The sequence below is a fragment of the Ruminococcus flavefaciens 007c genome (assembly GCF_000571935.1).
GTDB lineage: Bacteria > Bacillota > Clostridia > Oscillospirales > Ruminococcaceae > Ruminococcus > Ruminococcus flavefaciens_F.
In genome coordinates this window covers 87,411-110,710 of the sequence record NZ_ATAX01000010.1, presented here as the reverse complement: position 1 = coordinate 110,710, position 23,300 = coordinate 87,411, and the positions used below count along the sequence as shown (strand labels likewise).

The 23,300-nt window shown below is 48.1% G+C and carries 23 protein-coding genes; 14 read left to right on the top strand and 9 right to left on the bottom strand.

Going from position 1 to position 23,300, the window contains the following annotated elements; genetic code table 11:
- The first annotated feature begins 41 nt into the window (after positions 1-41).
- From RF007C_RS03635 to RF007C_RS03615, 5 genes are all read left to right on the top strand, one after another.
- Positions 42-713, top strand: coding sequence for a uracil-DNA glycosylase (locus RF007C_RS03635; protein ID WP_019678987.1), 672 nt, complete (start codon positions 42-44; stop codon positions 711-713).
- 13 nt (positions 714-726) lie between these two features.
- Positions 727-1,587, top strand: coding sequence for a methylenetetrahydrofolate reductase [NAD(P)H] (gene metF / locus RF007C_RS03630; RefSeq protein WP_037297312.1), 861 nt, complete (start codon positions 727-729; stop codon positions 1,585-1,587).
- Positions 1,587-2,252, top strand: coding sequence for a vitamin B12 dependent-methionine synthase activation domain-containing protein (locus tag RF007C_RS03625; protein WP_037297311.1), 666 nt, complete (start codon positions 1,587-1,589; stop codon positions 2,250-2,252). Before metF ends, RF007C_RS03625 begins: the two co-directional genes overlap by 1 nt.
- A gap of 184 nt (positions 2,253-2,436) precedes the next feature.
- Complete coding sequence (locus RF007C_RS03620) at positions 2,437-3,843, top strand: ABC transporter substrate-binding protein (protein ID WP_037297309.1); 1,407 nt, start codon at positions 2,437-2,439, stop codon at positions 3,841-3,843.
- A 138-nt stretch (positions 3,844-3,981) separates the two neighbouring features.
- Positions 3,982-4,935 (top strand): NAD-dependent epimerase/dehydratase family protein, encoded by a 954-nt coding sequence (locus tag RF007C_RS03615; protein ID WP_019678991.1) that lies wholly within the window; start codon positions 3,982-3,984, stop codon positions 4,933-4,935.
- Between the two features lie 54 nt (positions 4,936-4,989).
- Here RF007C_RS03615 and RF007C_RS03610 read toward each other — a convergent pair whose 3' ends face one another.
- The 6 genes from RF007C_RS03610 to RF007C_RS03585 form a co-directional block, all read right to left on the bottom strand.
- Positions 4,990-5,232 (bottom strand): RNA-binding S4 domain-containing protein, encoded by a 243-nt coding sequence (locus RF007C_RS03610; protein WP_019678992.1) that lies wholly within the window; start codon positions 5,230-5,232, stop codon positions 4,990-4,992.
- Between the two features lie 62 nt (positions 5,233-5,294).
- Positions 5,295-5,594, bottom strand: a complete 300-nt coding sequence (locus RF007C_RS03605) for an HU family DNA-binding protein (RefSeq protein ID WP_019678993.1) — start codon at positions 5,592-5,594, stop codon at positions 5,295-5,297.
- Positions 5,587-6,411, bottom strand: coding sequence for a nucleoside triphosphate pyrophosphohydrolase (gene mazG, locus RF007C_RS03600; RefSeq protein WP_019678994.1), 825 nt, complete (start codon positions 6,409-6,411; stop codon positions 5,587-5,589). Before mazG ends, RF007C_RS03605 begins: the two co-directional genes overlap by 8 nt.
- A gap of 189 nt (positions 6,412-6,600) precedes the next feature.
- Positions 6,601-7,596 carry a tryptophan--tRNA ligase gene (gene trpS, locus RF007C_RS03595; protein ID WP_037297307.1) on the bottom strand — a complete coding sequence of 332 codons (996 nt, stop codon included), beginning with the start codon at positions 7,594-7,596 and terminating at the stop codon, positions 6,601-6,603.
- 13 nt (positions 7,597-7,609) lie between these two features.
- On the bottom strand, positions 7,610-8,137 hold the full coding sequence (locus RF007C_RS03590; RefSeq protein WP_019678995.1) for a hypothetical protein: 528 nt from the start codon (positions 8,135-8,137) through the stop codon (positions 7,610-7,612).
- 35 nt (positions 8,138-8,172) lie between these two features.
- Complete coding sequence (locus RF007C_RS03585) at positions 8,173-9,366, bottom strand: PLP-dependent aminotransferase family protein (RefSeq protein ID WP_037297305.1); 1,194 nt, start codon at positions 9,364-9,366, stop codon at positions 8,173-8,175.
- A 170-nt stretch (positions 9,367-9,536) separates the two neighbouring features.
- Here RF007C_RS03585 and RF007C_RS03580 point away from each other — a divergent pair, with 170 nt between their 5' ends.
- Together RF007C_RS03580 and RF007C_RS03575 are read left to right on the top strand one after the other, a co-directional pair.
- Positions 9,537-11,162 carry a polysaccharide biosynthesis C-terminal domain-containing protein gene (locus tag RF007C_RS03580; RefSeq protein WP_275450836.1) on the top strand — a complete coding sequence of 542 codons (1,626 nt, stop codon included), beginning with the start codon at positions 9,537-9,539 and terminating at the stop codon, positions 11,160-11,162.
- 85 nt (positions 11,163-11,247) lie between these two features.
- A complete protein-coding gene (locus RF007C_RS03575) occupies positions 11,248-12,012 on the top strand; it encodes a dockerin type I domain-containing protein (RefSeq protein ID WP_037297301.1) in 765 nt (254 codons plus the stop codon).
- Between the two features lie 59 nt (positions 12,013-12,071).
- On the opposite strand, the gene RF007C_RS03570 is transcribed toward RF007C_RS03575, so the two are convergent.
- On the bottom strand, positions 12,072-12,713 hold the full coding sequence (locus RF007C_RS03570; protein ID WP_037297297.1) for a DUF4352 domain-containing protein: 642 nt from the start codon (positions 12,711-12,713) through the stop codon (positions 12,072-12,074).
- A 262-nt stretch (positions 12,714-12,975) separates the two neighbouring features.
- Here RF007C_RS03570 and RF007C_RS03565 point away from each other — a divergent pair, with 262 nt between their 5' ends.
- Positions 12,976-13,410: an RrF2 family transcriptional regulator gene (locus RF007C_RS03565; protein ID WP_019679000.1), complete on the top strand. Its 435-nt coding sequence runs from the start codon at positions 12,976-12,978 to the stop codon at positions 13,408-13,410.
- A gap of 68 nt (positions 13,411-13,478) precedes the next feature.
- Here RF007C_RS03565 and cysK read toward each other — a convergent pair whose 3' ends face one another.
- Positions 13,479-14,405: a cysteine synthase A gene (gene cysK / locus RF007C_RS03560; protein ID WP_019679001.1), complete on the bottom strand. Its 927-nt coding sequence runs from the start codon at positions 14,403-14,405 to the stop codon at positions 13,479-13,481.
- Between the two features lie 295 nt (positions 14,406-14,700).
- Positions 14,701-15,594: a hypothetical protein gene (locus RF007C_RS03555; RefSeq protein ID WP_019679002.1), complete on the bottom strand. Its 894-nt coding sequence runs from the start codon at positions 15,592-15,594 to the stop codon at positions 14,701-14,703.
- Positions 15,595-15,945: 351 nt separating this feature from the next.
- On the opposite strand from RF007C_RS03555, the gene RF007C_RS16280 reads away from it, so the two are divergent.
- The 6 genes from RF007C_RS16280 to RF007C_RS03520 all read left to right on the top strand — a co-directional run bounded on the left by RF007C_RS16280 (position 15,946) and on the right by RF007C_RS03520 (position 23,191).
- Entirely contained in the window at positions 15,946-17,997 is a 2,052-nt protein-coding gene (locus RF007C_RS16280) for a cellulase family glycosylhydrolase (RefSeq protein WP_051456500.1), read from the top strand.
- Positions 17,998-18,159: 162 nt separating this feature from the next.
- A complete protein-coding gene (locus RF007C_RS17970; RefSeq protein ID WP_161634866.1) occupies positions 18,160-19,722 on the top strand; it encodes a GDSL-type esterase/lipase family protein in 1,563 nt (520 codons plus the stop codon).
- A gap of 55 nt (positions 19,723-19,777) precedes the next feature.
- Positions 19,778-20,695, top strand: coding sequence for a diacylglycerol/lipid kinase family protein (locus tag RF007C_RS03535; RefSeq protein WP_037297294.1), 918 nt, complete (start codon positions 19,778-19,780; stop codon positions 20,693-20,695).
- Between the two features lie 2 nt (positions 20,696-20,697).
- Positions 20,698-21,681 (top strand): ATP-binding protein, encoded by a 984-nt coding sequence (locus tag RF007C_RS03530; protein ID WP_037297291.1) that lies wholly within the window; start codon positions 20,698-20,700, stop codon positions 21,679-21,681.
- Positions 21,682-21,701: 20 nt separating this feature from the next.
- Complete coding sequence (locus RF007C_RS03525; RefSeq protein WP_019679006.1) at positions 21,702-22,568, top strand: PSP1 domain-containing protein; 867 nt, start codon at positions 21,702-21,704, stop codon at positions 22,566-22,568.
- Positions 22,568-23,191 carry an epoxyqueuosine reductase QueH gene (locus tag RF007C_RS03520; protein WP_037297288.1) on the top strand — a complete coding sequence of 208 codons (624 nt, stop codon included), beginning with the start codon at positions 22,568-22,570 and terminating at the stop codon, positions 23,189-23,191. Before RF007C_RS03525 ends, RF007C_RS03520 begins: the two co-directional genes overlap by 1 nt.
- Positions 23,192-23,300 lie beyond the last annotated feature (109 nt).

Sequence of the window (23,300 nt, the reverse complement as noted above, 5' to 3'; positions counted from 1 at the left end):
GGGGCGGCTCAGGTCGTCCCTGTTTTGTATACGGAGGAAATATGGTAAACTTTAACAACGACTGGGACGAGCTACTCAAGGGCGAATTTGATAAGGAATATTACTTGCAGCTCCGTCAGAAGCTCATCAATGAGTACAGAACGCAGCGTATTTACCCGAATATGTATGATATATACAACGCTATGAAGTATACAGCCTATAACGACGTAAAATGCGTTATAATCGGACAGGACCCCTATCACGGGGAGGGACAGGCTCACGGGCTGAGCTTTTCTGTGCGCAGGGGCATAGCTCCGCCGCCGTCTCTTATAAATATATTCAAGGAAATAAGGGACGATGTGGGCATAGACAACCTTGGAAAGCACGGAGAGCTTACCAAATGGGCGCAGGAGGGAGTGCTCCTGCTCAATTCTGTACTTACCGTCCGTGCAGACCAGGCAAGAAGTCACCGCGGACTGGGCTGGGAGTACTTCACTACTGATGTGATACAGCTCCTTAACAAGCGTGAAAAGCCTATGGTGTTCATGCTCTGGGGCGGAGACGCCAAGGCAAAACAGCAGTTCATAACCAATCCCGCGCATCTGATACTGAAGGCGGCGCATCCGAGTCCGCTTTCGGCTTATAACGGATTTTTCGGATGCCGACACTTCTCAAAGGCTAATGAATTCCTTCGCGCTCACGGCATGGGGGAGATAGACTGGTCCATAGACTGAACGGAGGATGCAGATGTATATAAAGGAACTTTTCAAGAATAAAACGGTGTTTTCCTTTGAGGTATTTCCTCCTAAGAAAACAAGTCCCGTTGAAGTTATATATGATACTTTGGAGGAGCTTCAGGGGCTTTCACCTGATTTTATCAGCGTGACCTTCGGTGCCGGCGGCAGCGGCAACAGCCGTTATGCGCTGGAAATTGCTTCAAAGATAAACGAGAGCGGCATAATCCCTATGCTTCATCTGCCGTGCATAAACTTTACAAAGGCAGAGATCGACGCAGCTCTTGATGAGGCAAAATCAAGGGGAATAGAGAATATACTCGCACTGAGAGGCGATATAAATCCCGAGATAGAGCCTGTCAACGATTTCCGTTACGCCAGTGACCTTATCAGCTATATAAAGACAAATGGAGATTTTGATATTGCGGCAGCCTGCTACCCCGAGTGTCATCCCGATGCCGAAAACCTTGTGGAGGATATAACCAATCTCCGGAAAAAGGTCGATGCAGGTGCAGACCACCTTATAACACAGCTTTTCTTCGATAACGATAATTTCTACTCTTTCCGCGAGAAGGCTGCTATAGCGGGTATAAACGTACCCATTGAGGCAGGTATAATGCCTGTTGTAAATAAGAAACAGATCGAGCGCATGGTAACTACCTGCGGAGCAAGTCTTCCCGCAAAGTTCGTGCGCATAATGACAAAGTATGAGCATAATCCCGAAGCTCTCCGCGATGCGGGCATAGCCTATGCCGTAAATCAGATCATAGACCTGGTGGCAAGCGGAGTGGACGGTATCCATCTGTATACCATGAATAACCCGTATGTAGCCCGCAAGATAAGTGAGGCTGTATCGGGCGTAATAGGTGTGTGATGGAGCTCCTGCCTGTATCTAAATCAGAAGCTGCGCGGTATATGGGCGTAAAGGGCAAGCCAGACAGTACCGTTGAAGCGCTTCTTGACAGGGCGGAAAAACAGGTAAGACAGCTTGTGCGTCCGAAATACGTTTATCTCGAGACCTCTGTGGAGTTTACCGATGAGGGTGTAGTCCTTGGCGCTGTGGACGAGCCTTTTACGGGAAATGACATAAGGCGTCACATGAAAGGCTGTACAAGGGCAGTGCTCCTTGCTGCTACGCTTTCTCAGGAGGCGGATAAGCTTATAAGGCAGGCTGCCGTAAATGATATGGCCGGCTCTCTTGCACTGGACTGTATATGCAGTGCGGCAGTAGAGCAGGTCTGTAACAGAGCAGAGGAGGAGATATTCTCATCCCGTCAGGGCATATACCGTACATGGCGGTTCAGTCCCGGATACGGAGATCTTCCCATTTCACTCCAGCAGAGCATACTCCTCGCTCTGAACGCTCAGAGACGCATAGGTCTCACTGTTACCGACAGCTGCTTGCTTATACCGTCAAAGTCTGTTACGGCTGTAATTGGCATTTCTGAGACCCCTGTGGAGCGCGGCGGGCACGGCTGTGCTGTGTGCAGTATGAAAGAGAGCTGTGCATACAGGGCAACAGGAACAAAATGCAGATGAAATATGTGAATTTGTCTGAAATATATCACAGTATTAACACATTATATGGTATAAACTAACTATAAACATAACTGAAATCTATGTAATATTTATATTGACATAAATGCTGACAAAGTGATATAATTAAGGAAAGTGGAAACATATGATATACATGAGAAATGGGCGATATTAAAGGAGTTTGAGGATGAAAAAAACACGAGTTTTTATTTCGGCATTGCTCCTTACGGCAATGTCTATGTCACTTCTCGCCTGCAGCGGCAAAAAGGAAGAGAAGTCCGCATACAGCAGAGAGCTTGACTCTGCTGTAAGAGAAGAGATCCATCAGAACGCTCTGAATTCCGATCTCCTCACAGGCGACAAGCTGGAAAACGGCGTTATCAAATGGCTGTCCGACTGGGACATAAATCCTGACAGCACTGGCAAGAATGTCCCTACCGATCTCGCTGTATTTCAGGAACGCTACGGAGGTACCATAAAGTATTATCCCTGTACCTTCGAAGAGAGATATGACAAGCTTACAGAGTATATCAGCTCGGATGAGGGCATAGACTTCTTCTACGGAGGAAATCTCGATGCCTTTCCGAAAGGTGCCATAAAGAAGATGTTCGTTCCCGTGGACGATTATATCGACTTCGATTCCCCCCTCTGGGAAGATGTCAAGGACGTGAATGACACGTTCACATGGAACGGTAAGCATTATATGGCAGGAGTCCAGGCAACAGGCGATGCCGTGGCAGTAGTGTATAACAGGAAAACAGTTGCCGAGGCGGGTCTTGACGATCCTGCGGTACTGTACGAAAACGGAGAATGGACATGGGATGCCTTCCAGAATATGCTGGAGAGCTATGTGGATGCGGATAACCAGAAGTACGGCATTGACGGCTGGTGGTTCGAATTCGGTCTCATGAATACAACGGGAGTGCCTCCCGTAAGTCTCGAAAACGGCAAGCTGGTAAGCAATCTTGCCGATCCTTCCATGGAGAGAGTACAGAACTGGATCTATGACCTCTATCAGAAGGGGTGTATCGCCATAGGCGTAGGCGATTTCGGCTGGGAGACAAAGCCTGCATATGTGGGCGAGGGCAAAACACTGTTCTATCCTATCGGTCTGTACGACTTCTATACCGAAAAGTCGCAGTGGACCGCAAAATACGGCGAGGACGCATTCTTCGTCCCCATGCCGAAGGATCCCGAGGCAGACGAGTACTATATCCCTACGGGCTTTGAGTCGTATATGTTCGTAAGCGGAGGCTCTAATCCCGAGGGAGTTGCAAAATACCTTGACTGTAAACGCTTTGCGCATATTGATGAGGAAACAAAGGCACTGGCGGATAAGCAGTTTATGGCGGATTACGGCTGGACACAGGAAATGATCGACATGAAGAACAATATGCAGGAGCTCGCTGAGAAGAATCCTGTCATCGACCTTTCAAGAGGCGTTTCCAAGGACTGCGGTGATCTGATAAACGACAGTCTCAGACTGACTGCAAGAGGTACTCCGTGGAACGAGACCTATGAGTCTGTATCTGCGGCTGTGGATAAATACCTTGACAAAATAAATTCCGATCCTGAATCGGCTGACATTGACTGAGTCATAATAAAGATAAAAACGTTGCAGCACGTTTACGCGGCAGAATGCTGTTTTATAAGCAAAGGATTATATTATATTTTTAAGATCAGAGGATATACTATTGATATTATTTAAGCTACAAGAAAGGAGGCTATGCTCATGGAGAAGGTGCTTGTTACGGGCGGCTGCGGCCTTATAGGGCAGCATATCTGTTCAGGACTCCTCAAGAAAGGCTATGAAGTCATAGCTGTAGACAGAGAAGAATCAGGATATAATGTTGGAAAGCTCAATTATTCATCAGTTGAATGTGATCCCACAGATAAGAACACTATCGCAGAGCTGTTTGAGAAGAACAAGTTTGATGTAGTCATCCATGCTGCTTGTACTGTTGACAACGACATGGGACCTATCGTCACCGAAAAACAGATGAGCGATTCAGCCTCAATCGATAAATTCATTTTCAGATATGCAATGACCGAAGAAGTAAAGAAATTCATCATGCTCAGCACAGAGCAGGTTTACCAGTTCCCGAAGACACGTGAGCCTATCCGTGAGGACAGCGATCTGAAGCCTTCTACAAACTATGCTGTTTTGAAGTATTCTTCGGAAAAGGCGCTTGTAAGCGAGTTACAGCATCATAAGGAAGTTATTTGCTGTATTATCCGCTATTCACCTGTATATACGCTCAATTTTACCGATAACCTGGTCGCAAAGATAACCGATCCCAAGGACGGATCGCTCTTTGTATACGGTCAGGGACAGTACGGTTTTCAGTTCTGCTGTGTACACAATCTTGTTGATTTTATACTCTGCTATGTCAAGAACGCAGACAAAACAAGTCTTTCAGGGGTATATAACGTAGGCGACAAGCTGCTTACGACGGCTGCTGATATTATCACTTTTATGAGGGAAAATCACCGTCTGGGTGCTGTACTTCAGAAAACTCCCGCAGGTGCCATAAGCAAGCTCAAGGGCATCTTCGGCGGCAGCAAGGAAGAAAAGACCAATTACCGCTACCTTGATCTTTCCAAGGTGGAAAACAACAATATGCTGGATAAGACCAAAGCTTCGAAGTTCACCAACTTCCGCTGGGACATCCACAATACAAAATAATAAAAAGGACGGATATGTATCCGTCCTTTTTCATTTATGGCAATGGTTGATGTATTATTCTATCACGGTATAATTATCTGCGGCATTCTCTTTTGTAGCGTGCTCTGTGACGCTGAGGACCTTGACTTTGAGGGGGCGTGTACCCATGTTTATCTCTATGATATCGCCTACCTTGACATCGTAGGAGGCTCTTGCGGCCTTGCCGTTGACAACTATCTTTTCTGCGTCGCAGGCTTCGTTAGCCACTGTGCGGCGCTTTATAAGTCTTGTTACCTTCAGGTATTTGTCCAGTCTCATAATATCTCCCTTTCCTGTTCCTGCAATAAAATCGGGGGACAGTGAACTGTCCCCCTTTTTGATTACTTCTTCTTGCTCTTCTTCTTAGGAGCGTTAACAGCTTCCTTGAGACCTCTGCCAGCCTTGAAAGCGGGAGCCTTGCAAGGAGGGCAAACCATCTTAGCCTTTGTCTTGGGGTTGATGCAGGTCTTTTCGCCTCTCTCACGAACCTCGAATGTACCGAAGCCTGTGATAGAAACCTTTTCGCCGCTTTCGAGAGTTTCCTGAATAGCTGTCAGTGTAGCCTCGAGAGCTGCAGATGCGTCCTTCTTTGTGCAATTAGCCTTGTCAGCAATAGAATTGATAAGCTCTGTCTTAGTCATTTTTTCGTTCCTCCGTTTTACAAATAATTGTTTTTGCCTTGGCCCAATAAATGTCAAGCTCTTCAATAGGAAGTTCTTTCATATCGAGTTCATCGGCTGAAACGAGATTCTCCGTAACAGAAAACCGTTCAATGAATTTTTCGGTGGCTGCTTTCAGTGCCAACTCAGCGTCAACACCTAAATGGCGTGCTGCGTTAACGCAGGAAAACAGGAGATCACCGATCTCTTCCTCGATATTGGCCTTATCGTTATTAGCGATAGCGGCGTCCAGCTCAGCTTTTTCGTTTCCGATACAAGCCACGGCATCCTCAGCGCAGCGGAAATCCATACCTGCGCGCATTGCTCTTTTGCCGACCTTCTGCGCTCTCATAAGAGCGGGAAGGGACTTGGCAACGCTTGTGAGTGTGTCCGTATACCTTTCCTGACCCTTGGTCTCCATCTTTATGGCGTCCCAGTTCTTTAATACCTGTTCGGTATTATTGGCTGTAACGTCGCCGAAAACATGGGGGTGGCGGATAATAAGCTTTTTGCAGATCTCGTCGCACACGTCATCGAAGGTAAACGATCCCGTTTCCTCCTCGATCCTGCAATGGAAAACGACCTGAAGCAGTACATCGCCCAGTTCTTCCCTGAGGAGATCTGTATCCTCGAGGTCAATGGCCTCGATAACTTCACAGGTCTCTTCAATGAAGTCGCTTTTTATTGACTTGTGGGTTTGTTCTCTGTCCCACGGGCAACCGCCCTCGCCTCTCAGAAGTTTTACTATATCGACCAGATCACTGATGCGATAATATTCCTTCTGCTGATATTCAACCATAGGAAAACACTCCCTTTAAGACGGGCTATGTAATATAATACCCTAATTTTCGAGAAAATGCAACTGTTTTTTGACAATTTTGTTAATAACGTAGAATATAAAGATTACAAAGCTCACCATTTGTATATTTTTGCTATAGAATTACTATCCGTTATAGCTTTTTAAGCTGAAACGGAGTCTAAATTGGTACTACCTATCAACGAAACCGACCTTATGAAAGGCTTTTGAAACTATCCTTCCGGAGTACCTGAGAGCCTTCTGAGCACCCTCTGTATAACACTCCTTCAGGTAAGCCTTGTCTCCGCTGAGTCTTGCAAACTCAGTGCGGACAGGTTCCAGGTGGTCTGCAACGGCCTCGCCGACTGCCAGTTTGAAGTCGCCGTAGCCCTTGCCTGCGAATTCGGACTCGATAGCCTTGAAATCCTTTCCTGTAACGCAGGAATATATGGTCATAAGGTTGTTTATACCGTCCTTGCCCTCGCGGTAGCATATCTCAGCCTCGCTGTCTGTTACAGCTCTCTTGAACTTGCGGATGATAGTATCCTTATCGTCGAGGATGAGTATGCAGGCGTTGGGGTTATCGTCTGACTTTGACATCTTCTTTGTGGGCTCCTGGAGGGACATGATCTTTGCACCTACCTCCGGTATATAGGGCTCGGGTAGGGTGAAGAACTCACCGTAGCGCTGGTTGAAGCGCTGAGCGATATTTCTTGCCAGCTCGAGATGCTGCTTCTGATCTACTCCCACGGGTACCAGATCAGCGTTGTATGCGAGAATATCCGCAGCCATAAGGGTGGGATATGTGAAAAGTCCTGCATTTATATCGTCGGGGTGCTTCTGGCTCTTGTCCTTGAACTGAGTCATACGTGAAAGCTCGCCGAACTGTGTATTGCAGCCCAGTATCCAGTTGAGCTCTGCGTGTGTAGGAGCATGGCTCTGTATAAAGAGTATGGATTTCTGGGGATCAACTCCGCAGGCCATAAGGAGCGCATAGGAATTGAGGGTATTCTGTCGGAGCTTTGCTGGCTCCTGCTTTACTGTGATAGCGTGCATATCCACAACGCAGTATATGCAGTTGTACTGATCCTGGAGCGCGCCCCAGTTTCTTACAGCGCCTATATAGTTTCCGAGGGTAAATGTACCCGTAGGCTGTATACCGCTGAAGATAAGCTTTTTATCGTCCATCTGGGTATTCTCCTTACTTAGCAGCTTCGTTTCTTCTGTCGGCAGCGTCCTTGAGCTGGCAGGTTCTTATCTCGCTGAGAACGCGCTGATAGAGCACGTAGAAGCTTCTGAGCTCCTGCTCTTCTTCAGGGATGAAGCCGGCTTCGATCTGAGTCTTGAATACTCCGTTCCTTGTGAGGAGGAAGATATTATTTGTTCTGCCCTTGGGGAGATCGTAGCTCTTGGTCTTTTCGCACTTGGAAAGAAGTGCTCCTGCATTTGCAACGAGGGTATGTGTAGCCTGTACAAGGTTTCTGTACTTCTGAGAAGCGCCTGTGTACTCGCCGCCGTTGTTGAAGTAAACGTTTGCGGCGCCGTTGATGAAGCAAACCATAGTTGTAAGAACGTCAGCGGACATGGGGATGTCTATAACAACGCCGAAAACGTCGTTCTTTTTCTTGATATAGTTTGAAAAATACTGGGCAGGGAAGTTGATAGCCTGTCCTCTTGTCATGAGATATTTCTGTGTGACATTATATCTGTCAGTCATTCTGTTTGGCATAATGGATTATCCTTTCAGTGTAATTTTTCTTTTTATCAATCGAGCATTTCTCTTGTCATGCGGGCAAGTATATCCATGCCCTTCTTTATCTGCTCGTTTGTGGGTGTTGAGTAATTGAGGCGGAATGAGTGGCTTACCTCGCCGTCCTCGATGCTGAATGAGTTGCCGGGTACTACAGCGACCTTGTACTGCTGTACGGCCTGGCGGCAGAACTCGTTCATATCACAGCTCTCGGGAAGGTCGCACCATACGAAGAGACCACCCTGGGGCTTTGTGTATCTGATCTTTTTGGAGAATTCATTGTCGATATATCCGCACATAAGGTCGCATTTCTCCTTGTATATAGCGCGAAGCTTCTTGAAATGAGCTTCTCTGTCAACTGTTGACATGAATCTGTGGGAAACTACCTGTGCCCACATATTTGAATGTACATCAGCGACCTGCTTGCAGACTACCATTTTCTGTATGATCGGAGCAGGAGCCGAGCAGTAGCCTGTTCTGAAGCCCGAGGAGATGATCTTTGAGAATGTGCTTGAATAGATTACTCTGCCTTCGGTATCCAGGCTCTTGATATTGGGAACGTTTTCGCCCTCGAAGCGGAGCTCGCCGTAGGGATCGTCCTCGAGGATTATGAAATCGTACTTGCAGGCAAGCTCATATACTGCCTTGCGCTTTGCGAAGGACATTGTCTTGCCCGTAGGGTTCTGGAAGTTGGGGATAACGTAGAGGAGCTTTATGTTCTTCTCTGTTTTCAGAGCGTTTTCAAGCTTTTCAATGTTGATGCCGTCGTCCTCCATCTCAATGCCCTTGAGGTGTACGTTATATGAGCGGAATGCATTCAGTGAGCCTATGAAGCTGGGAGACTCGACAAGAAGGGTATCACCCTCGTTGAGAAGCACCTTACAGGCAAGCTCGTTAGCCTGCTGACCGCCCGATGTTATTATGAGTTCGTCGAATTCCTTATGGAAACAGCCCTTTTCTGTCATCCAGTCCTTGAGTAGGTCGCGGAGGGGAGTATATCCCTCGGTAACGCTGTACTGGAGCGCAAGAATGGGATCGTCTCTGAGAAGCTCAGCGGAGATCTCTGCGATCCTCTCCTTCGGAAAAGCCTCGGGAGCAGGGTTGCCTGCCGCAAAGGATATTACCTCGGGATCAGAAGTGAACTTCAGTATCTCTCTGATAGCAGAAGCCTGGAGCTTGCTGACCTTGTCTGAGAATTTATAATCCATGATAAAAACCAGCCTTTCATCTGTTTGAAAAATTGTGCTTTTTGCAGTCCTGAAAAGGATTTCTCCCCTCGGACCATTCAGAGCATATAATCAGTCTATCTTATATTATAACACATAATTCTGATTTCTGCAACATATATTTTTGTGAAAAACTTATTTTTCCATACACTTTGTCAGATAAACGGAGGCGGTCGGGACTGAAAAAGCAGACTTTCATAAAGGGTTCCATAATACTTATGGTCTCGGCAGCGGCGTCAAAGCTGCTGGGTGCGGTGTTCAAGATACCGCTGACAAATATCCTGGGCGGAGTGGGCATGAGCTATTTCAGCTGTGCATACAGTCTTTTCATGCCTGTGTATTCTCTTACGGCGACGGGACTGAGCTCCGCTGTGGCGCGTATGACAGCTCAGAGTGCGGCTCTCGGTATGTACGGGAATATCCGCAGGATAAGACGGACGGCGCTGCTGCTTTTTTCCGGGGCAGGACTGGCAGGCAGTCTTCTTATATACCTGCTTGCGAAGCCCTTCAGCTACTATGTTATGGGAAGCTGTGAGGCTTCCGCTGCTGTGGCGATGATAGCTCCTGCGGTGCTTTTCGGCTGTATAACCGCAGCTGAGCGCGGCTATTACGAGGGCATGAGCAATATGTACCCCACCGCCTTTTCACAGGCTGCCGAGGGAGTTGTCAAGGCATTTGCGGGACTGTTCCTGTGCGCCTATGTCACAGCTTCTCCGCATATAGTATTCCGTATCTTTCCGTGTGTTACCGAGGTAAGGGGAGCAGCTGCGGCGGCGGGTATTACGGGAGTGACTCTTTCCATGGCGGGGGCAGCCTTATTCCTGCTTGTGACAGGCGTGTTTTTCAGGTGCCCGTCCCACGGGGAGAAGCATCTTATGAGCCGCAGGAGCATTGCAAAGGAACTGACGACTACGGCTCTGCCTGTAGGGGCGGGAGCGGTAGCCACCAATCTCACCTCCCTGATAGATATGTGGACCGTTATATGGTGCATATCACGCAGCGCAGGCTCTTTCGTGAGCATCAGCGGTGTATCCCGAAGTGAGCTTCCGGGCTTTGTGTACGGTTCCTTTGCGGGCATAGCCCTTACGGTGTTCAATCTGGTGCCATCGGTCACGAATATGCTTGGAAAGGGCGCTCTTACCTGCATAACTGCCGCCTATGAAAACGGCGACCGCAGGGAGCTTGAACGCAGCAGCTCCCAGGCTCTGCTCACATCGGCTGTCATAGCGGTGCCTGCGGCTGTGGGACTGGGACTGTTTGCTCCCGAGCTGCTGGCTATGCTGTATCCGCGGCAGTCCGACGAGGCGGAGCTGTGTACGGGGGCGCTGAGATGGCTGATGACGGGGATGGTATGTCTGTGCGCGTCATATCCTCTTTTCAGTATGCTTCAGGCGGTGGGGAGACCTTCCGTTCCGCTGAAGATAATGCTTGCCGGCTCTGCCGTGAAGCTTTGCGGAAATCTTCTGCTAATACCGTTTATGGGCATAAACGGAGCTGCACTTTCCACTTCCTTGTGCTATGTGCTCATATTTGCTGCCGCTGCAGCGGCTTACAGAAGAGTCTCGGGAGTACGCATAGACGCAGCACCGTTTGCAAAGGTGATATACGCAGGCGCCATGTGCGGAGGAGCTGCCATTCTTGCGTCTTCTGCCGCATACAGACAGGGAGCGTCATCTGCGGCTGTACTGTTCATTTCGGCTGCGGCAGGAGGAACGGTATATGTCCTGCTTGTATGGAGACTTTTAAAAAAGCTTCGCCGTAAGGCCGACAGGAGCTGAAAGAATGCAGATCGTGTTTGCTTTTTTCTGCCGGAGGTGCTATAATAGCAGTATAATATTTTCAGAAAAGGACGTGACATAAATTATGATAAAGCGATTCAAAAAGATCATATCACTTTCACTGACCGCAGCAATGCTTGCTCTGGCGCCTTTGACACAGGTCTGTGCAGCGGAGGATAAGGACAGCGTATCTCCTTCCTCTGTTTCCGAAACAAGTGCCCCTGTGCTTATCGTTCCCATGCTTTCACTGGTGTATAACGGACAATTCGACATAATTGACCTTGATATCAGCGCAATGAATGCAGAAGGGCAGTATTCCGATGTGGAGCTGGAGATCGAGATAGATCCCAGACTGGAATTTTCAGCTGATGAAGACGGGGAATACTGCACATTGGGAAGAGCATTGCGCATTATGAGTTGCGAAAGCCGACTCATATCCGCCAATAAGCTGAGATTCAAGGCAGGCGGAGAAATGAAGGGAAAAAACGGTACCATATTCAGTATCGCTGTAAAGCTTCCTTCTGAGCCTGAAGCAGGACGGTATTATATCCGCCTGACTCCTCTGGGGGAGAATAGTGTCTTCAAAGAGGCAAAAGAAGGATATATAGATCTTTATCATGTCTGCGTTGATAATTTCAAAACAGGAGACATCAATCAGGATCATTTTGTGGACGCTGCCGATGCTTCGCAGGTGCTTGCCATGTATGTCGAGGCGTCAACTCAGGGCAGAGCTTTCAGTTCAACTGAGATCAGCCTTGCCGATATGAACAGGGACAATAAGATAGATTCCGCAGATGCTTCCATGATACTTGCGGAGTATGTGAACAGCTCCACGGATTATAGCGGCTGACAGTAAAAACGAGCCCGAAGGCGGCATATATACCGCTTTCGGGCTTAACTTTTGTATTATTACTTGAGAAGTGCAGAATCGGGAGCCTTCAGATCGTCGGCAGTGATCTTGTAAAGCACAACTGTCTCCTTTGCATGGGAGTCGCTGCCTGTGGGATAGAAGCCCAGTGTGAACTCGTTCACGTCCTCGCCGATGGTGAAGCCGCCGATGGTTCCGCTGAACTGACCGTTTGAAGGAATGTCAAAAGGATCGAGGAAGTATTTGTCTGCACTGAAATTGCTCTGTGCATAGAGCTGTGTACGGACATCGGAATATACCTCCTGACCGTCGGGCAGTATGATATAGAAGTTATTGAGAGTGCTTATGTTGTAAGCGGCGTCAGTGTAGTTTCTGAGGGTAATGTCGAGGTATACGAATTTCTGTCCGCCCTCGCGTATCTCGGGAACGATCACTGAATGAAGGGTGAAGCCCATATCGTTTTCCTTGATCTCCTTGTCAAATTCACCGTCGATCTTGTTCTGTCCTATATCTCCGTGTGAAGTGTTGTCTGTACGGGGAGTAAGAGCTTCTCCGTTTGTAGCGTTTGTGGATATAACAGGCTCGTCTACAGAGACGCTTGTCTTTTTATCGAGGCATCCTGCCGAAACAGATGCGGTAAGCACGGCTGTGAGCAGGAGTGCGGAAAGCTTTGAAGTTTTCATTTTGTATCCTCCGAATTTTATGCCTTGCGGCAGGTATTTATTTAAAGCAATAATAGTATAGCACAACTGAACATAAAATGTCAAGGAAAAACGGACACTGCCCGCAGTTCTGAAATGGAAAAGAATTTTTGCGGGACATTAATTATCACTTATGATCGCGTTTTTTATCTTTTCGGTTTATTGGTTTGAAAAAAAGGCTTGCAAAACATACTAAACCTATGGTATAATGATACTATGCCTCTGAAAGGAAGGACGTGAACGGATGAAAATATCCACTAAAGGCAGATACGCACTGAGAATGCTTTACGATCTTGCAATACACCATGAGGAAGGCTATGTATCCCTTAAGGATATTGCAGAGCGTCAGAATATCTCAAAGAAATATCTTGAGCAGATAGTTCCTCTGCTGAACAAAACAGGTCTTTTAAGGACCAACAGAGGAAACAAGGGCGGCTATATGCTTGCCGGAAGGGCAGACGAGGTAACGGTGGGCGATGTACTGAGAGCTACCGAGGGAAGTCTTGCACCTGTGACCTGTCTCGAGTTTGAGCCGAATGAATGTCCGAGAATGAAAGACTGCTCTACTCTTTTTGTCTGGGAGGGACTGTTCAGGACCATGACCGATTATCTTGACAGTATTTCACTTCAGGACATCATAGACAAGAACATCAGTGACGGCGGCGATTATTGTATCTGAAAATGAAACGGACACAGCCTCTGCTTTGCGGCAGAGGCTGTGTTGTTGTATATGGCATATAATGAGGTTTACTCAAACATGGGGGTAGAGAGGTAGCGCTCGCCTGTATCGGGGAGAAGTGCTACGATAGTCTTGCCCTTGTTCTCGGGACGCTTTGCAAGCTGTATAGCGGCCCATACGGAAGCACCTGAGGATATACCCACAAGTACGCCCTCGTTTCTTACGATGGCCTTGCCTGTTTCAAAGGCGTCCTCATTTGAGACTGTGATTATCTCGTCATAGATATTGGTATTGAGAGTATCGGGTACGAAGCCGGCTCCTATACCCTGAATCTTATGAGGACCTGCTGTGCCCTCGGAGAGTACAGGTGAGCTCTTGGGCTCAACTGCAACTATCTTTACATTGGGATTCTGTGATTTGAGGTAAGCACCGGTACCGCTGACAGTACCGCCTGTACCTACGCCCGCAACGAAAATATCTACCTTTCCGTCTGTATCGTTCCATATCTCAACGCCTGTGGTCTTTTCGTGTATAGCGGGGTTTGCGGGATTGGTGAACTGTGATGGGATGAAGCTGCCTGCTATCTCGTGAGCCAGCTCCTCAGCCTTGGCAATAGCGCCCTTCATGCCCTTTGAGCCCTCTGTGAGTACAAGCTCTGCACCGTATGCCTTCATAAGGTTGCGGCGCTCGATGCTCATGGTCTCGGGCATTGTGATGATAAGGCGATAACCTCTTGCTGCTGCGACGGAAGCGAGGCCGATGCCTGTATTTCCACTGGTAGGCTCTATGATAACGCTGCCCTTTTTCAGTATTCCCTTAGCCTCGGCGTCGTCTATCATAGCCTTGGCTACTCTGTCCTTGACGCTGCCTGCGGGGTTGAAGTATTCCAGCTTTGCGAGAACTTTTGCGTTGAGCTCCAGCTTTTCTTCCAGGTTTGAGAGTTCAAGAAGAGGGGTATTTCCGATAAGGTCTGTGATTTTCTTATAAACTGCCATAATATGATCTCCTTTACGTTTTTATTGAGATAAAATATTTTTCGTAATGATAATTATATATGCTGCAAAAAACTGCAACATCGCTTATTTACCGAGTTGTACATAGATATGCCTCACATTCTACTATATCACCTATATGTTTGGTATGATTATATTATAACAGCTGTGTTTACATTTGTCAAGCATTTTTTGAAATTTTTTCGCAGTTCCGCTCCGCATTGCGAAAATCTGCCTGTTTATGCGGGATATACATAAAAAAGGTGCCATCGCAGGATGACACCTTATTATTAATTATTCAGTTTTTAGAACCTGTCTGTGTTTTCTTGGCGATCTCGGCAAACTGTCCTGTAGGCTCGATCTCCTCAACATCCATAGCGTTTGAATCGTAGTAGATCCATACGAGCATTCCTGCGAGACCGGGGTTGTTCTTGAGGTTGATGTAGTAATCAACTGTATCGCCGGCCTTGGCGGAAACATTGTCGCCGTATGCTACGAAACCGCTCTCGGAAGAAACGTCCTGAGCATTTACGGAGCCGCCTACCTTGATGCAGCCCTGAACGATCTTATCGGGAGTAACAGTTCTGCCTGCAATGCTTGAAAGATCGGGATTGAAGCGTACTGCGTACTCCTTCTCGGGGATATTGTCCTTGAGCTTGAATGTTACTTTGATGAACTGATCGTTGAAGATATAGTCTGAATCCTTTGAGATATCTATCCAGAAGCAGTATCTTGCGTCCATCTTGCTCTTGTAATCGGAAGCCGGATCAACGGGCTTTGTAACTATCTGAGTAACGGTCTTTCCGTTTTCGTCGGTAGCCTTCTCACCGTTTGCCTCGGTAACCTCTACGACCTCTGTAGCAGGCTCCTTCTTGGTGGTGGGATCGTCAGCGTTCAGATCAATGTCAGCATCGGGAGGTGTGATTCCGATGTCGGCAGGAGTACCGAACTGGAAAGGAGTGATGACAACGTTGCCCTCATTGTTTGAGATATTGTCGATAGTGGGAGTATCTTCACCGTTGGCATTGGTTGCCTTATCAGCGTTTGTGGCCTTGGGATCTGCGCTGTCGGTAGTACTGTTGCCGTCGGTAGTGGTTCCCTTGTCTTTCTTATCGAGACAAGAAACAGCAGATGTGAATGCAACACATATTACAGAAGCCAGAGCAATGGCCTTTTTTGTAAAGTTATTCATAGTTTTGCGTCCTTTCATCATATAGGATTATCATGTTTTACAATGCGAAGCAGTGCTCTTCGCTCAACTTATATTAATTATACACAAGGAGAAATGTTTTGTCAAGCAGAAGAGAAAATTGTAATCATTTCTTTGGAAAAGGCACACAGTTTCACCATTTTATTTCACAGTTCTGTCATTTTCGGAGAGAAAAACTGTTATAGTTATATTATAAATAATATACATAGGGCAGGGTGCATATTAGTAAAAATCATGTATTGCAATAAAAGGCGAGAAGTGATATAATTATAAATAGTGTTCTGAAATAATTTATTTGATCTTCGGACCATCAATGAGGAAAGGAAATAAAAAATGAATAAAAATGCGATGGCGCTGTTAACAGCCGCGGCAATGCTGCTCACAGGTGTATCATGCGCAAAGAAAGGCGGCTCAGCAACAGTGTCGGAGAAAGAAACAGATGCCAAGACACAGAGCGCAACTACCGCCAAAACCGAGGAGGAAACTAAAGAGATGGCGACCGAGCATATAAGCCCAGTTGAGACCGTTTCGGCGACTCTTGGCACCCAGCTTACCGTTAACAGGACAATTGGAAGAGCTACAGGGAGCAATACTATAAAATTCCCGCTTGCCGACCTTATTGAGGAAGGAGATAAGATCAGATCCTTTACGTTCATAATATACGGTGACGGAGGGAATATAGGTGAATTCAAAGGCGGATTCGGAATATCCGTAGCGGACGATTGCCCTGCAAAGACCAATGATTACTGGTACCAGTCACCTGATATGACAGCTCCCACACAGGGCGGCTACGGCGAGATCACATGGAACGTGCCCGCCGAGCTCACTGACTACATCAGCAATAACGGAGAGGTGCTCTTCGGTTATTGGTGGGGCGACTGCGAAAAGATCAGGATAGAGAACGTTATATGCAATTTTGACAGAACAAGGAACATACCCGTGGACGGTATGTATGTGGAAGACGTGGGAAAGAGCGTCAGCTATTCCGACGAGGACAACGCCGTGCATATACCGCTGGAAATGCTCCCTGCGGGCAATGTCCCCGAGGTAGTGACCTTCAATATAAGCTCTTCGGGAGGCTTCAAAAAGTATACGGGAGCCTTTGGACTGAGCTCGTCGGCAGGCGAATACAAATCCGTTGATACGGCAGTGATGACGGACAGCTCAGAGCTTGAGCTCACATGGTTCGTCCCCGATGAAGCCAAGAACTACATTGCTGACGATAACGAGTTGCTTCTTCATTACTGGTGGAGCGAGCAGCCTTCCGTAACTCTCAATAATATAACCGTGAAGTACAGCCAGAGGATAGGCTATGTACCGCCTCCGACACAGGCTGCAACAGAAGCTGCCACCGAAGCGGCCACAAAGGCAACAGCCGCAGCCGGCTTCCGTACAGCTTCCGAGATCGTCTCCGACATAAAGATCGGCTGGAACCTCGGAAACAGTCTGGATTCCTACAATACAGGAAAATCGGGACTTGATACCGAGACAGGCTGGGGCAATCCGAAGGTTACTGCGGATACCATAAAGACTGTAAAGAACGCGGGCTTCAATGCCGTAAGAATACCTGTAACATGGGCCGAACATATGGACGAGACAACCATTCAGAGCGATTGGCTGGACAGAGTTCAGCAGGTAGTTGATTACGCCTATAATGAGGGTATGTTCGTAATAATCGATATGCACCACGATGATTACATCTGGTTTGAACCTCAGGAGAGCTCATACAACGGCGACAGTGCCCGTCTGAAGGCAATCTGGGAACAGATCGCGGGACGCTTCAGGGATTACGGCGACCGCCTTATCTTTGAGGGCATGAACGAGCCCAGAACAGTAGGTTCTTCCATGGAATGGATGGGAGGCACCAAGGAGGAGCGCGGAGTAATAAACCGCTACGTCAAGGATTTCGTGAATACAGTACGTTCAACAGGCGGAAACAACGCCTTCAGATCGCTGATAGTCACATCCTATGCAGCCTCTGCCGACAGCGTTGCGATAAACGAGATGCAGCTCCCGTCGGACAAGAACATCATATTCTCCGTGCATTACTATGCTCCGTGGAAATTCTCGGAGGGAAGCGAGACCACCTTTACCGAAAGCGGCAAGGGAGAGGTCACAGCCAAGTTCGAGGAGCTCAAGCGTAAGTTCATCGACAAGGGAACCCCCGTCATCATTGACGAGTTCGGCTGTGTGAACTATGCTTCCGAGCAGGAGAGAACGGCATATTATCAGTTCTATGTGAGCAATGCAAAGCTCAACGGCATAAAGTGCTTTGTATGGGATAACGGAAAGTCCCATGGCGAATCGAGCTTCGGAGTGCTTGACAGAAACTCTCTCAAGTGGAACGATGCTCTGCTCAAGGCTATGATGGAAGGCGTTAAATAATGATGGGGAATGTCCCTTCTGCGGGAATATCCCGCAGGGACATACATCATGCAGATCGCAGTATTTGATACTATAACTGACGAACATAATTTACTGCTTGACATAACAAACGAAATATTATATATTACAAGTGACTGTTCACAAGTCAGAAGGAGGAAGATTATGAAAAAGTTTATTTCTGCTGTCCTTTCGGCAGTCCTGGGCGTATCGGTGCTTTCAGCAGCTCAGCCCGCAGGTGTCAGCAAGGAGGCTTCGGCCGCATCGGGCAAGGGAATTGTGCTTCTGGGCGACAGCATCGCTTCCGGCGATCTCCGCACAGGCAAGGTAGCACATAACTACGGTGAGATCTGCGGCGATTATCTCGGCTGCAGCGTTGCTAACTATGCAGTATCGGGCTACGATACCGAGGACGTTCTCAAGACCATCGAAGGCTTTACAGCCGAACAGAAAAAGACAGTTTCAGACGCCGATGTCGTAGTTATTTCCGTAGGCGGAAATGATATATCACATTATCTTGCAAAGTATCTCCTTGATTACGCAGCAGGAAAGACCTCTCAGAAGTTCCTCAATGAGGGCTATACAGCTGCTGATATCCCCGCAAAGCCGGGACTCAGCGACCTTACTGCCATCCTCAACGTAAAGGGCGAGGGCGGAATGCTGGAATATATGCAGAACGGCGGCTGGAACGCAAAGACCGAGATCAACGGCAAGATAGGAACAGCCTTTGGCAACTTCCTGTCCACCGATTCAAAGAAGGGCTACATAGAAGAAAGCATTATTCCCAATATACAGAAGGCAGCAGATGAGATAAAGGTTGTATCTCCAAATGCAAGGATACTGGTACAGAATATCTACCAGCCTCTTCAGCTCACGCCCGAGTATGTGAATGCAGCTTATGGCAGCCAGTCGGATTATGCAACTCTTATCAGCCTTCTCAGAGCAAAGTGCGAGTCAACGATGACAGAGTTCGACAAGCAGCTCAGAACGGTAAAGGGCATAGAGGTAGTAGACGTAAAGAGCGTTTTCACATCTCTTGATACTGCTCCCAAGACAAGCAATCCCGGAAATGCTTCCTACTTCATAGATGTACAGACAGGTTCGCTGAGCACAGCCGATGTTCATCCCAATCAGAAGGGACACGTTGCCATTGCAACAGCAGTCCTCGATCAGATAGGCAAGCTCCACTATGATAACAACGGACTTCTCACAAGGACCTTCAATGGTATCTCCGACAAGGAAAAGTATCCTCAGATCGCTCTTGAGACCTACAAGAAGGTAGCAGGAGAGGCTCCCAAGACAACCACAACTACCACAACTTCGACTACAACAACGACCAAGAAGACAACAACTACCACAACCACTACCACAACTACTACAACTTCAACTACAACAACCACCAAGAAGACAACAACCACTACTACTTCAACTACTTCAACCACCTCGACCACCACTCAGCCCGAGAAGAAGGTAAAGCTCGGCGACATAAACAGCGACGGACTTGTTGATGCAGTTGACGCTTCGGGAGTTCTTGCAGAGTATGCAAAATTATCCAGCAAGAACGGCAAGGGTGATTTCACTGCCGATCAGCGCAAAGCAGCCGACGTTGACAAGAACGATAAGGTAGATTCCGTTGACGCTTCTAAGATACTTGCGTATTACGCATACCTTTCAAAGTCCACCACAGGCGCAAAGATGTCCATTGAGGATTTCGTAAAAACATTGTAAGACATATACAGCGGACAGCTCAGACTGTCCGCTGAGTCATATAAGGAGTGATAGTATGAAAAAGCTGTATTTTGTCGTTAATCTTGTTGCGGGAAAAGCAGTTATCAGCAAAAAGCTGGGCAGGATAATAGATGAATTCGTAAAAGAGGGCTATGAGGTTACAGTTCATACCACCCAGAGCGGCGAGGACGCCGTGGAGCAGGCTGTATACGCCAATGAGAACGGCTATGACCTGCTTGTAGTGGCAGGCGGAGACGGTACTCTCAGTCAGTGCTTACAGGGGGCTATGGGCTGCGAAAAGAAGATACCTATAGGCTATGTGCCCGCAGGCTCTACCAATGATTTTGCCAAGAGCCTTGGAATACCCTCGGATCAGTTCAAGGCAGCAAAGGTAATAACTCACGGCAGGCCGGTGCTCTGCGACGTGGGAGGCTTCAACGGCAATTACTTCTCCTATGTTGCAGCCTTCGGAGCTTTTACAAATATTACCTATGAGACTTCACAGAAGGTAAAGAATATATTCGGCCATGCAGCTTATATCGCAGGCGGTGCAGCTCATCTCGGCAGCATAAAGGCCAAGCCCATGCGCATCGAATACGAGGATAAGACAATCGAGGGAGATTTTGTATACGGTATGGTCACAAATACCGCTTCCGTGGCAGGCATGATAACCATGAAGAACTTCCTGCTGGATGACGGCATCTTTGAGGTGACTCTCATAAGAAAGCCGAAGAATCCGGCAGAGCTGGGCAAAACGGCTTTGGCTCTCCTGAAGAATGATATGACTGACAAGAATATCGTTTTCTTCAGAACAAATGAGGTCACCATAACCAATCTGTCGGATAAGCCCTTCTCATGGACAAGGGACGGCGAGTACGGCGGCGAGGAGATAGTTAACCGTATCTGCTGCTATAAGAAGGCGATGCCTTTCATGGTGCGCGGCAAGAGCAGGCTCCCCTTTGAGAAAGACTGAGCATGAAGAAGATATACGGAAACAGACAGCTCCTTGACACACTTACGGGCATGGCGGAAGGCGGCAGGACAGCTCATTCGCTGATAATAAGCGGTGAAAAGGGCAGCGGCAGGAAGCTCATGGCGAAGTATTATACCCAGGCGCTTATGTGTGAGTCTCCCTTTGAGGGAATGCCCTGCGGTGTGTGCAGCACCTGCAAAAACATTGAAAAGGACATACACCCGGACGTCATATACCCCGAAAAGACGGGGAAGCTGGGGAATTACAGCGTTGCCACCACAAGGGATGTCATAGCCGATGCCTATATCAAGCCCAATAACAGCAGCGGCTGTAAGGTGTATATCTTTGCGGACTGCCATAATGTGGACGCAAGAACACAGAATGCCCTGCTGAAGCTCATAGAGGAACCTCCCGAGTACGCTTATTTTATATTCACTTGCGGCTCGAAGTCGGAGTTCCTTGCAACTATAATATCCCGCTGCGTCTGCTTCTCCACCTCGCCCTGCACGGAAGAAGAGGCTGAGGAGGCTCTTGCGGAGGAGGGCTTTGACGGCGCGGATATACGGGCTGCCGTGGACTGCTTCCATGGCAATATAGGTATGTGCAGAGCATATATCACCGATGATGAGCTGAGAAAGCGTGTGGATTTGACAAAAGCCATCGCTGATAGTATAATAAATAAGGATGAATATGCACTGAGTGCGGAGCTTTTCTCTGTCGGAAAGGAAAGAGAGGACGTCCGCCAGGTGCTCTCGATGCTCGATAAGCTTGCCCGCGATACCGCTGTACTTTCCAAGGACAGCAATGCAGGCGCCATCGGCTGTTCACGGGCAAAGGCGCAGGAGCTTTCACAGCGCCTGACCGCTTATCAGTCCGCGAAGCTCCATAGCTGCATAGAAAAGGCGTGGGGAGCAGTGGAGAGCAATGTCGGCATACCGCTGGTGCTTACGGCGCTGGGAGCCGAGATAATGGATATAGTCGGATAGACTTTAAGATAGGAGCTTTTATGAAGGAAATAGTCGGAGTACGCTTCAAGAGCGTAGGAAAAATATACTACTTCTCACCGGGAGATATCAAAGCACAGGTGGGGGATCATGCCATAGTCGAGACAGTACGCGGAGTTGAATGCGGCGAGGTAGTAATCGCCAACCGCGAGATAGACGACGAGGCGGTATCATCGCCCCTCAAGCCCATAATCAGGCTTGCGGACGAGAATGATATGAAGATCGTTGAAAAGAACAAGCAGCGCGAAAAGGACGCCTTCAAGATATGCGAGGAGAAGATTGCTTTCCGCAAGCTGGATATGAAGCTGGTGGACGTTGAGTGTACCTTTGACAACAACAAGCTGCTCTTCTACTTCATAGCAGAGAACCGCGTTGACTTCCGCGAGCTGGTAAAGGATCTTGCAGCCGTGTTCAGAACAAGGATAGAGCTGCGCCAGATAGGTGTCCGCGACGAGGCAAAGATACTCGGCGGACTCGGCATATGCGGCAGGGAGTTCTGCTGTAAGGCTTATATGGGCGACTTCCAGCCCGTTTCCATAAAAATGGCCAAGGAGCAGGGACTTTCGCTTAATCCCACAAAGATCTCGGGTACCTGCGGCAGACTTATGTGCTGCCTCAAGAACGAGCAGAACGCCTATGAGGCTCTGCTGAAGATCACTCCCAAGATGGGCGCTATCGTAGTAACTCCCGAGGGCGACAAGGGCCGCGTGGAGGACGTTAACCTCATCACAGGAAAGCTCCGTGTAAAGACCGATAAATCAGAGGTGCCCGTAACTCTTGACAGGAGCGAGGTAAAGCTCCTGAAGGACGCCGAGATAAAGATAAACCGCGAAGAGCTGAAGGCTCTGAAGAATCTTGAGGACAAGTAATGGCTCAGCAGACTAAGGTCAATTACGGGCTGCTGCTGGACAGGAAGCTCATGGAACTTGAAAAAAACGGTGAAAGGCCGTCGCTCCTGCTCCATGCCTGCTGTGCACCGTGCAGCAGCCATACTCTTACGGTGCTGGACAGGTATTTCCGCATAACGCTTTATTTCTGCAACCCCAACATAGCTCCCGAGGAGGAGTTCGCATTCCGCCTTGCCGAGCTTAAAAGGCTGGTAAAGGAAATGGGGCTGGCTATACCCGTTGTCGAGGAGGAGTACGATCCGCAGCCTTTCTATGAGCTGGCAAAGGGACTTGAAGACCTTCCCGAAAGGGGAGAGCGGTGCAGAAAGTGCATAGAGTATCGCCTGAGAATGGCGGGAAATAAGGCAAAGGAGCTGGGCTGTGATTTGTTCACCACCACCCTGACCATAAGTCCCCACAAGGACTGCACCTTCATCAACGAATGCGGCGGCAGACTTCAGGACGAAGTGGGAGTTCCCTATCTTTTTTCCGATTTCAAGAAGCATGAAGGATATAAACATTCCATAGAGCTGTCAAGGCAGTACAATCTGTACAGGCAGAACTACTGCGGCTGTGTCTACAGCAAAAGAGCTGTTAGCCGTTAGCCATATAGGGGTGCTCACTGTGCACCCGCATATAATTGAACTGTAGGGGCTGCCTTTGGCAGCCCGTATTTTACTAACAAACAAATTTAGAACATTATAGTAGCGGATA

Coding starts and splice junctions, on each gene's coding strand:
- RF007C_RS03635 (WP_019678987.1), top strand. CDS start 42: ATGGTAAACTTTAACAACGACTGGGACGAGCTACTCAAGGGCGAATTT.
- metF (WP_037297312.1), top strand. CDS start 727: ATGTATATAAAGGAACTTTTCAAGAATAAAACGGTGTTTTCCTTTGAG.
- RF007C_RS03625 (WP_037297311.1), top strand. CDS start 1,587: ATGGAGCTCCTGCCTGTATCTAAATCAGAAGCTGCGCGGTATATGGGC.
- RF007C_RS03620 (WP_037297309.1), top strand. CDS start 2,437: ATGAAAAAAACACGAGTTTTTATTTCGGCATTGCTCCTTACGGCAATG.
- RF007C_RS03615 (WP_019678991.1), top strand. CDS start 3,982: ATGGAGAAGGTGCTTGTTACGGGCGGCTGCGGCCTTATAGGGCAGCAT.
- RF007C_RS03610 (WP_019678992.1), bottom strand. CDS start 5,232: ATGAGACTGGACAAATACCTGAAGGTAACAAGACTTATAAAGCGCCGC.
- RF007C_RS03605 (WP_019678993.1), bottom strand. CDS start 5,594: ATGACTAAGACAGAGCTTATCAATTCTATTGCTGACAAGGCTAATTGC.
- mazG (WP_019678994.1), bottom strand. CDS start 6,411: ATGGTTGAATATCAGCAGAAGGAATATTATCGCATCAGTGATCTGGTC.
- trpS (WP_037297307.1), bottom strand. CDS start 7,596: ATGGACGATAAAAAGCTTATCTTCAGCGGTATACAGCCTACGGGTACA.
- RF007C_RS03590 (WP_019678995.1), bottom strand. CDS start 8,137: ATGCCAAACAGAATGACTGACAGATATAATGTCACACAGAAATATCTC.
- RF007C_RS03585 (WP_037297305.1), bottom strand. CDS start 9,366: ATGGATTATAAATTCTCAGACAAGGTCAGCAAGCTCCAGGCTTCTGCT.
- RF007C_RS03575 (WP_037297301.1), top strand. CDS start 11,248: ATGATAAAGCGATTCAAAAAGATCATATCACTTTCACTGACCGCAGCA.
- RF007C_RS03570 (WP_037297297.1), bottom strand. CDS start 12,713: ATGAAAACTTCAAAGCTTTCCGCACTCCTGCTCACAGCCGTGCTTACC.
- RF007C_RS03565 (WP_019679000.1), top strand. CDS start 12,976: ATGAAAATATCCACTAAAGGCAGATACGCACTGAGAATGCTTTACGAT.
- cysK (WP_019679001.1), bottom strand. CDS start 14,405: ATGGCAGTTTATAAGAAAATCACAGACCTTATCGGAAATACCCCTCTT.
- RF007C_RS03555 (WP_019679002.1), bottom strand. CDS start 15,594: ATGAATAACTTTACAAAAAAGGCCATTGCTCTGGCTTCTGTAATATGT.
- RF007C_RS16280 (WP_051456500.1), top strand. CDS start 15,946: ATGAATAAAAATGCGATGGCGCTGTTAACAGCCGCGGCAATGCTGCTC.
- RF007C_RS17970 (WP_161634866.1), top strand. CDS start 18,160: ATGAAAAAGTTTATTTCTGCTGTCCTTTCGGCAGTCCTGGGCGTATCG.
- RF007C_RS03535 (WP_037297294.1), top strand. CDS start 19,778: ATGAAAAAGCTGTATTTTGTCGTTAATCTTGTTGCGGGAAAAGCAGTT.
- RF007C_RS03530 (WP_037297291.1), top strand. CDS start 20,698: ATGAAGAAGATATACGGAAACAGACAGCTCCTTGACACACTTACGGGC.
- RF007C_RS03525 (WP_019679006.1), top strand. CDS start 21,702: ATGAAGGAAATAGTCGGAGTACGCTTCAAGAGCGTAGGAAAAATATAC.
- RF007C_RS03520 (WP_037297288.1), top strand. CDS start 22,568: ATGGCTCAGCAGACTAAGGTCAATTACGGGCTGCTGCTGGACAGGAAG.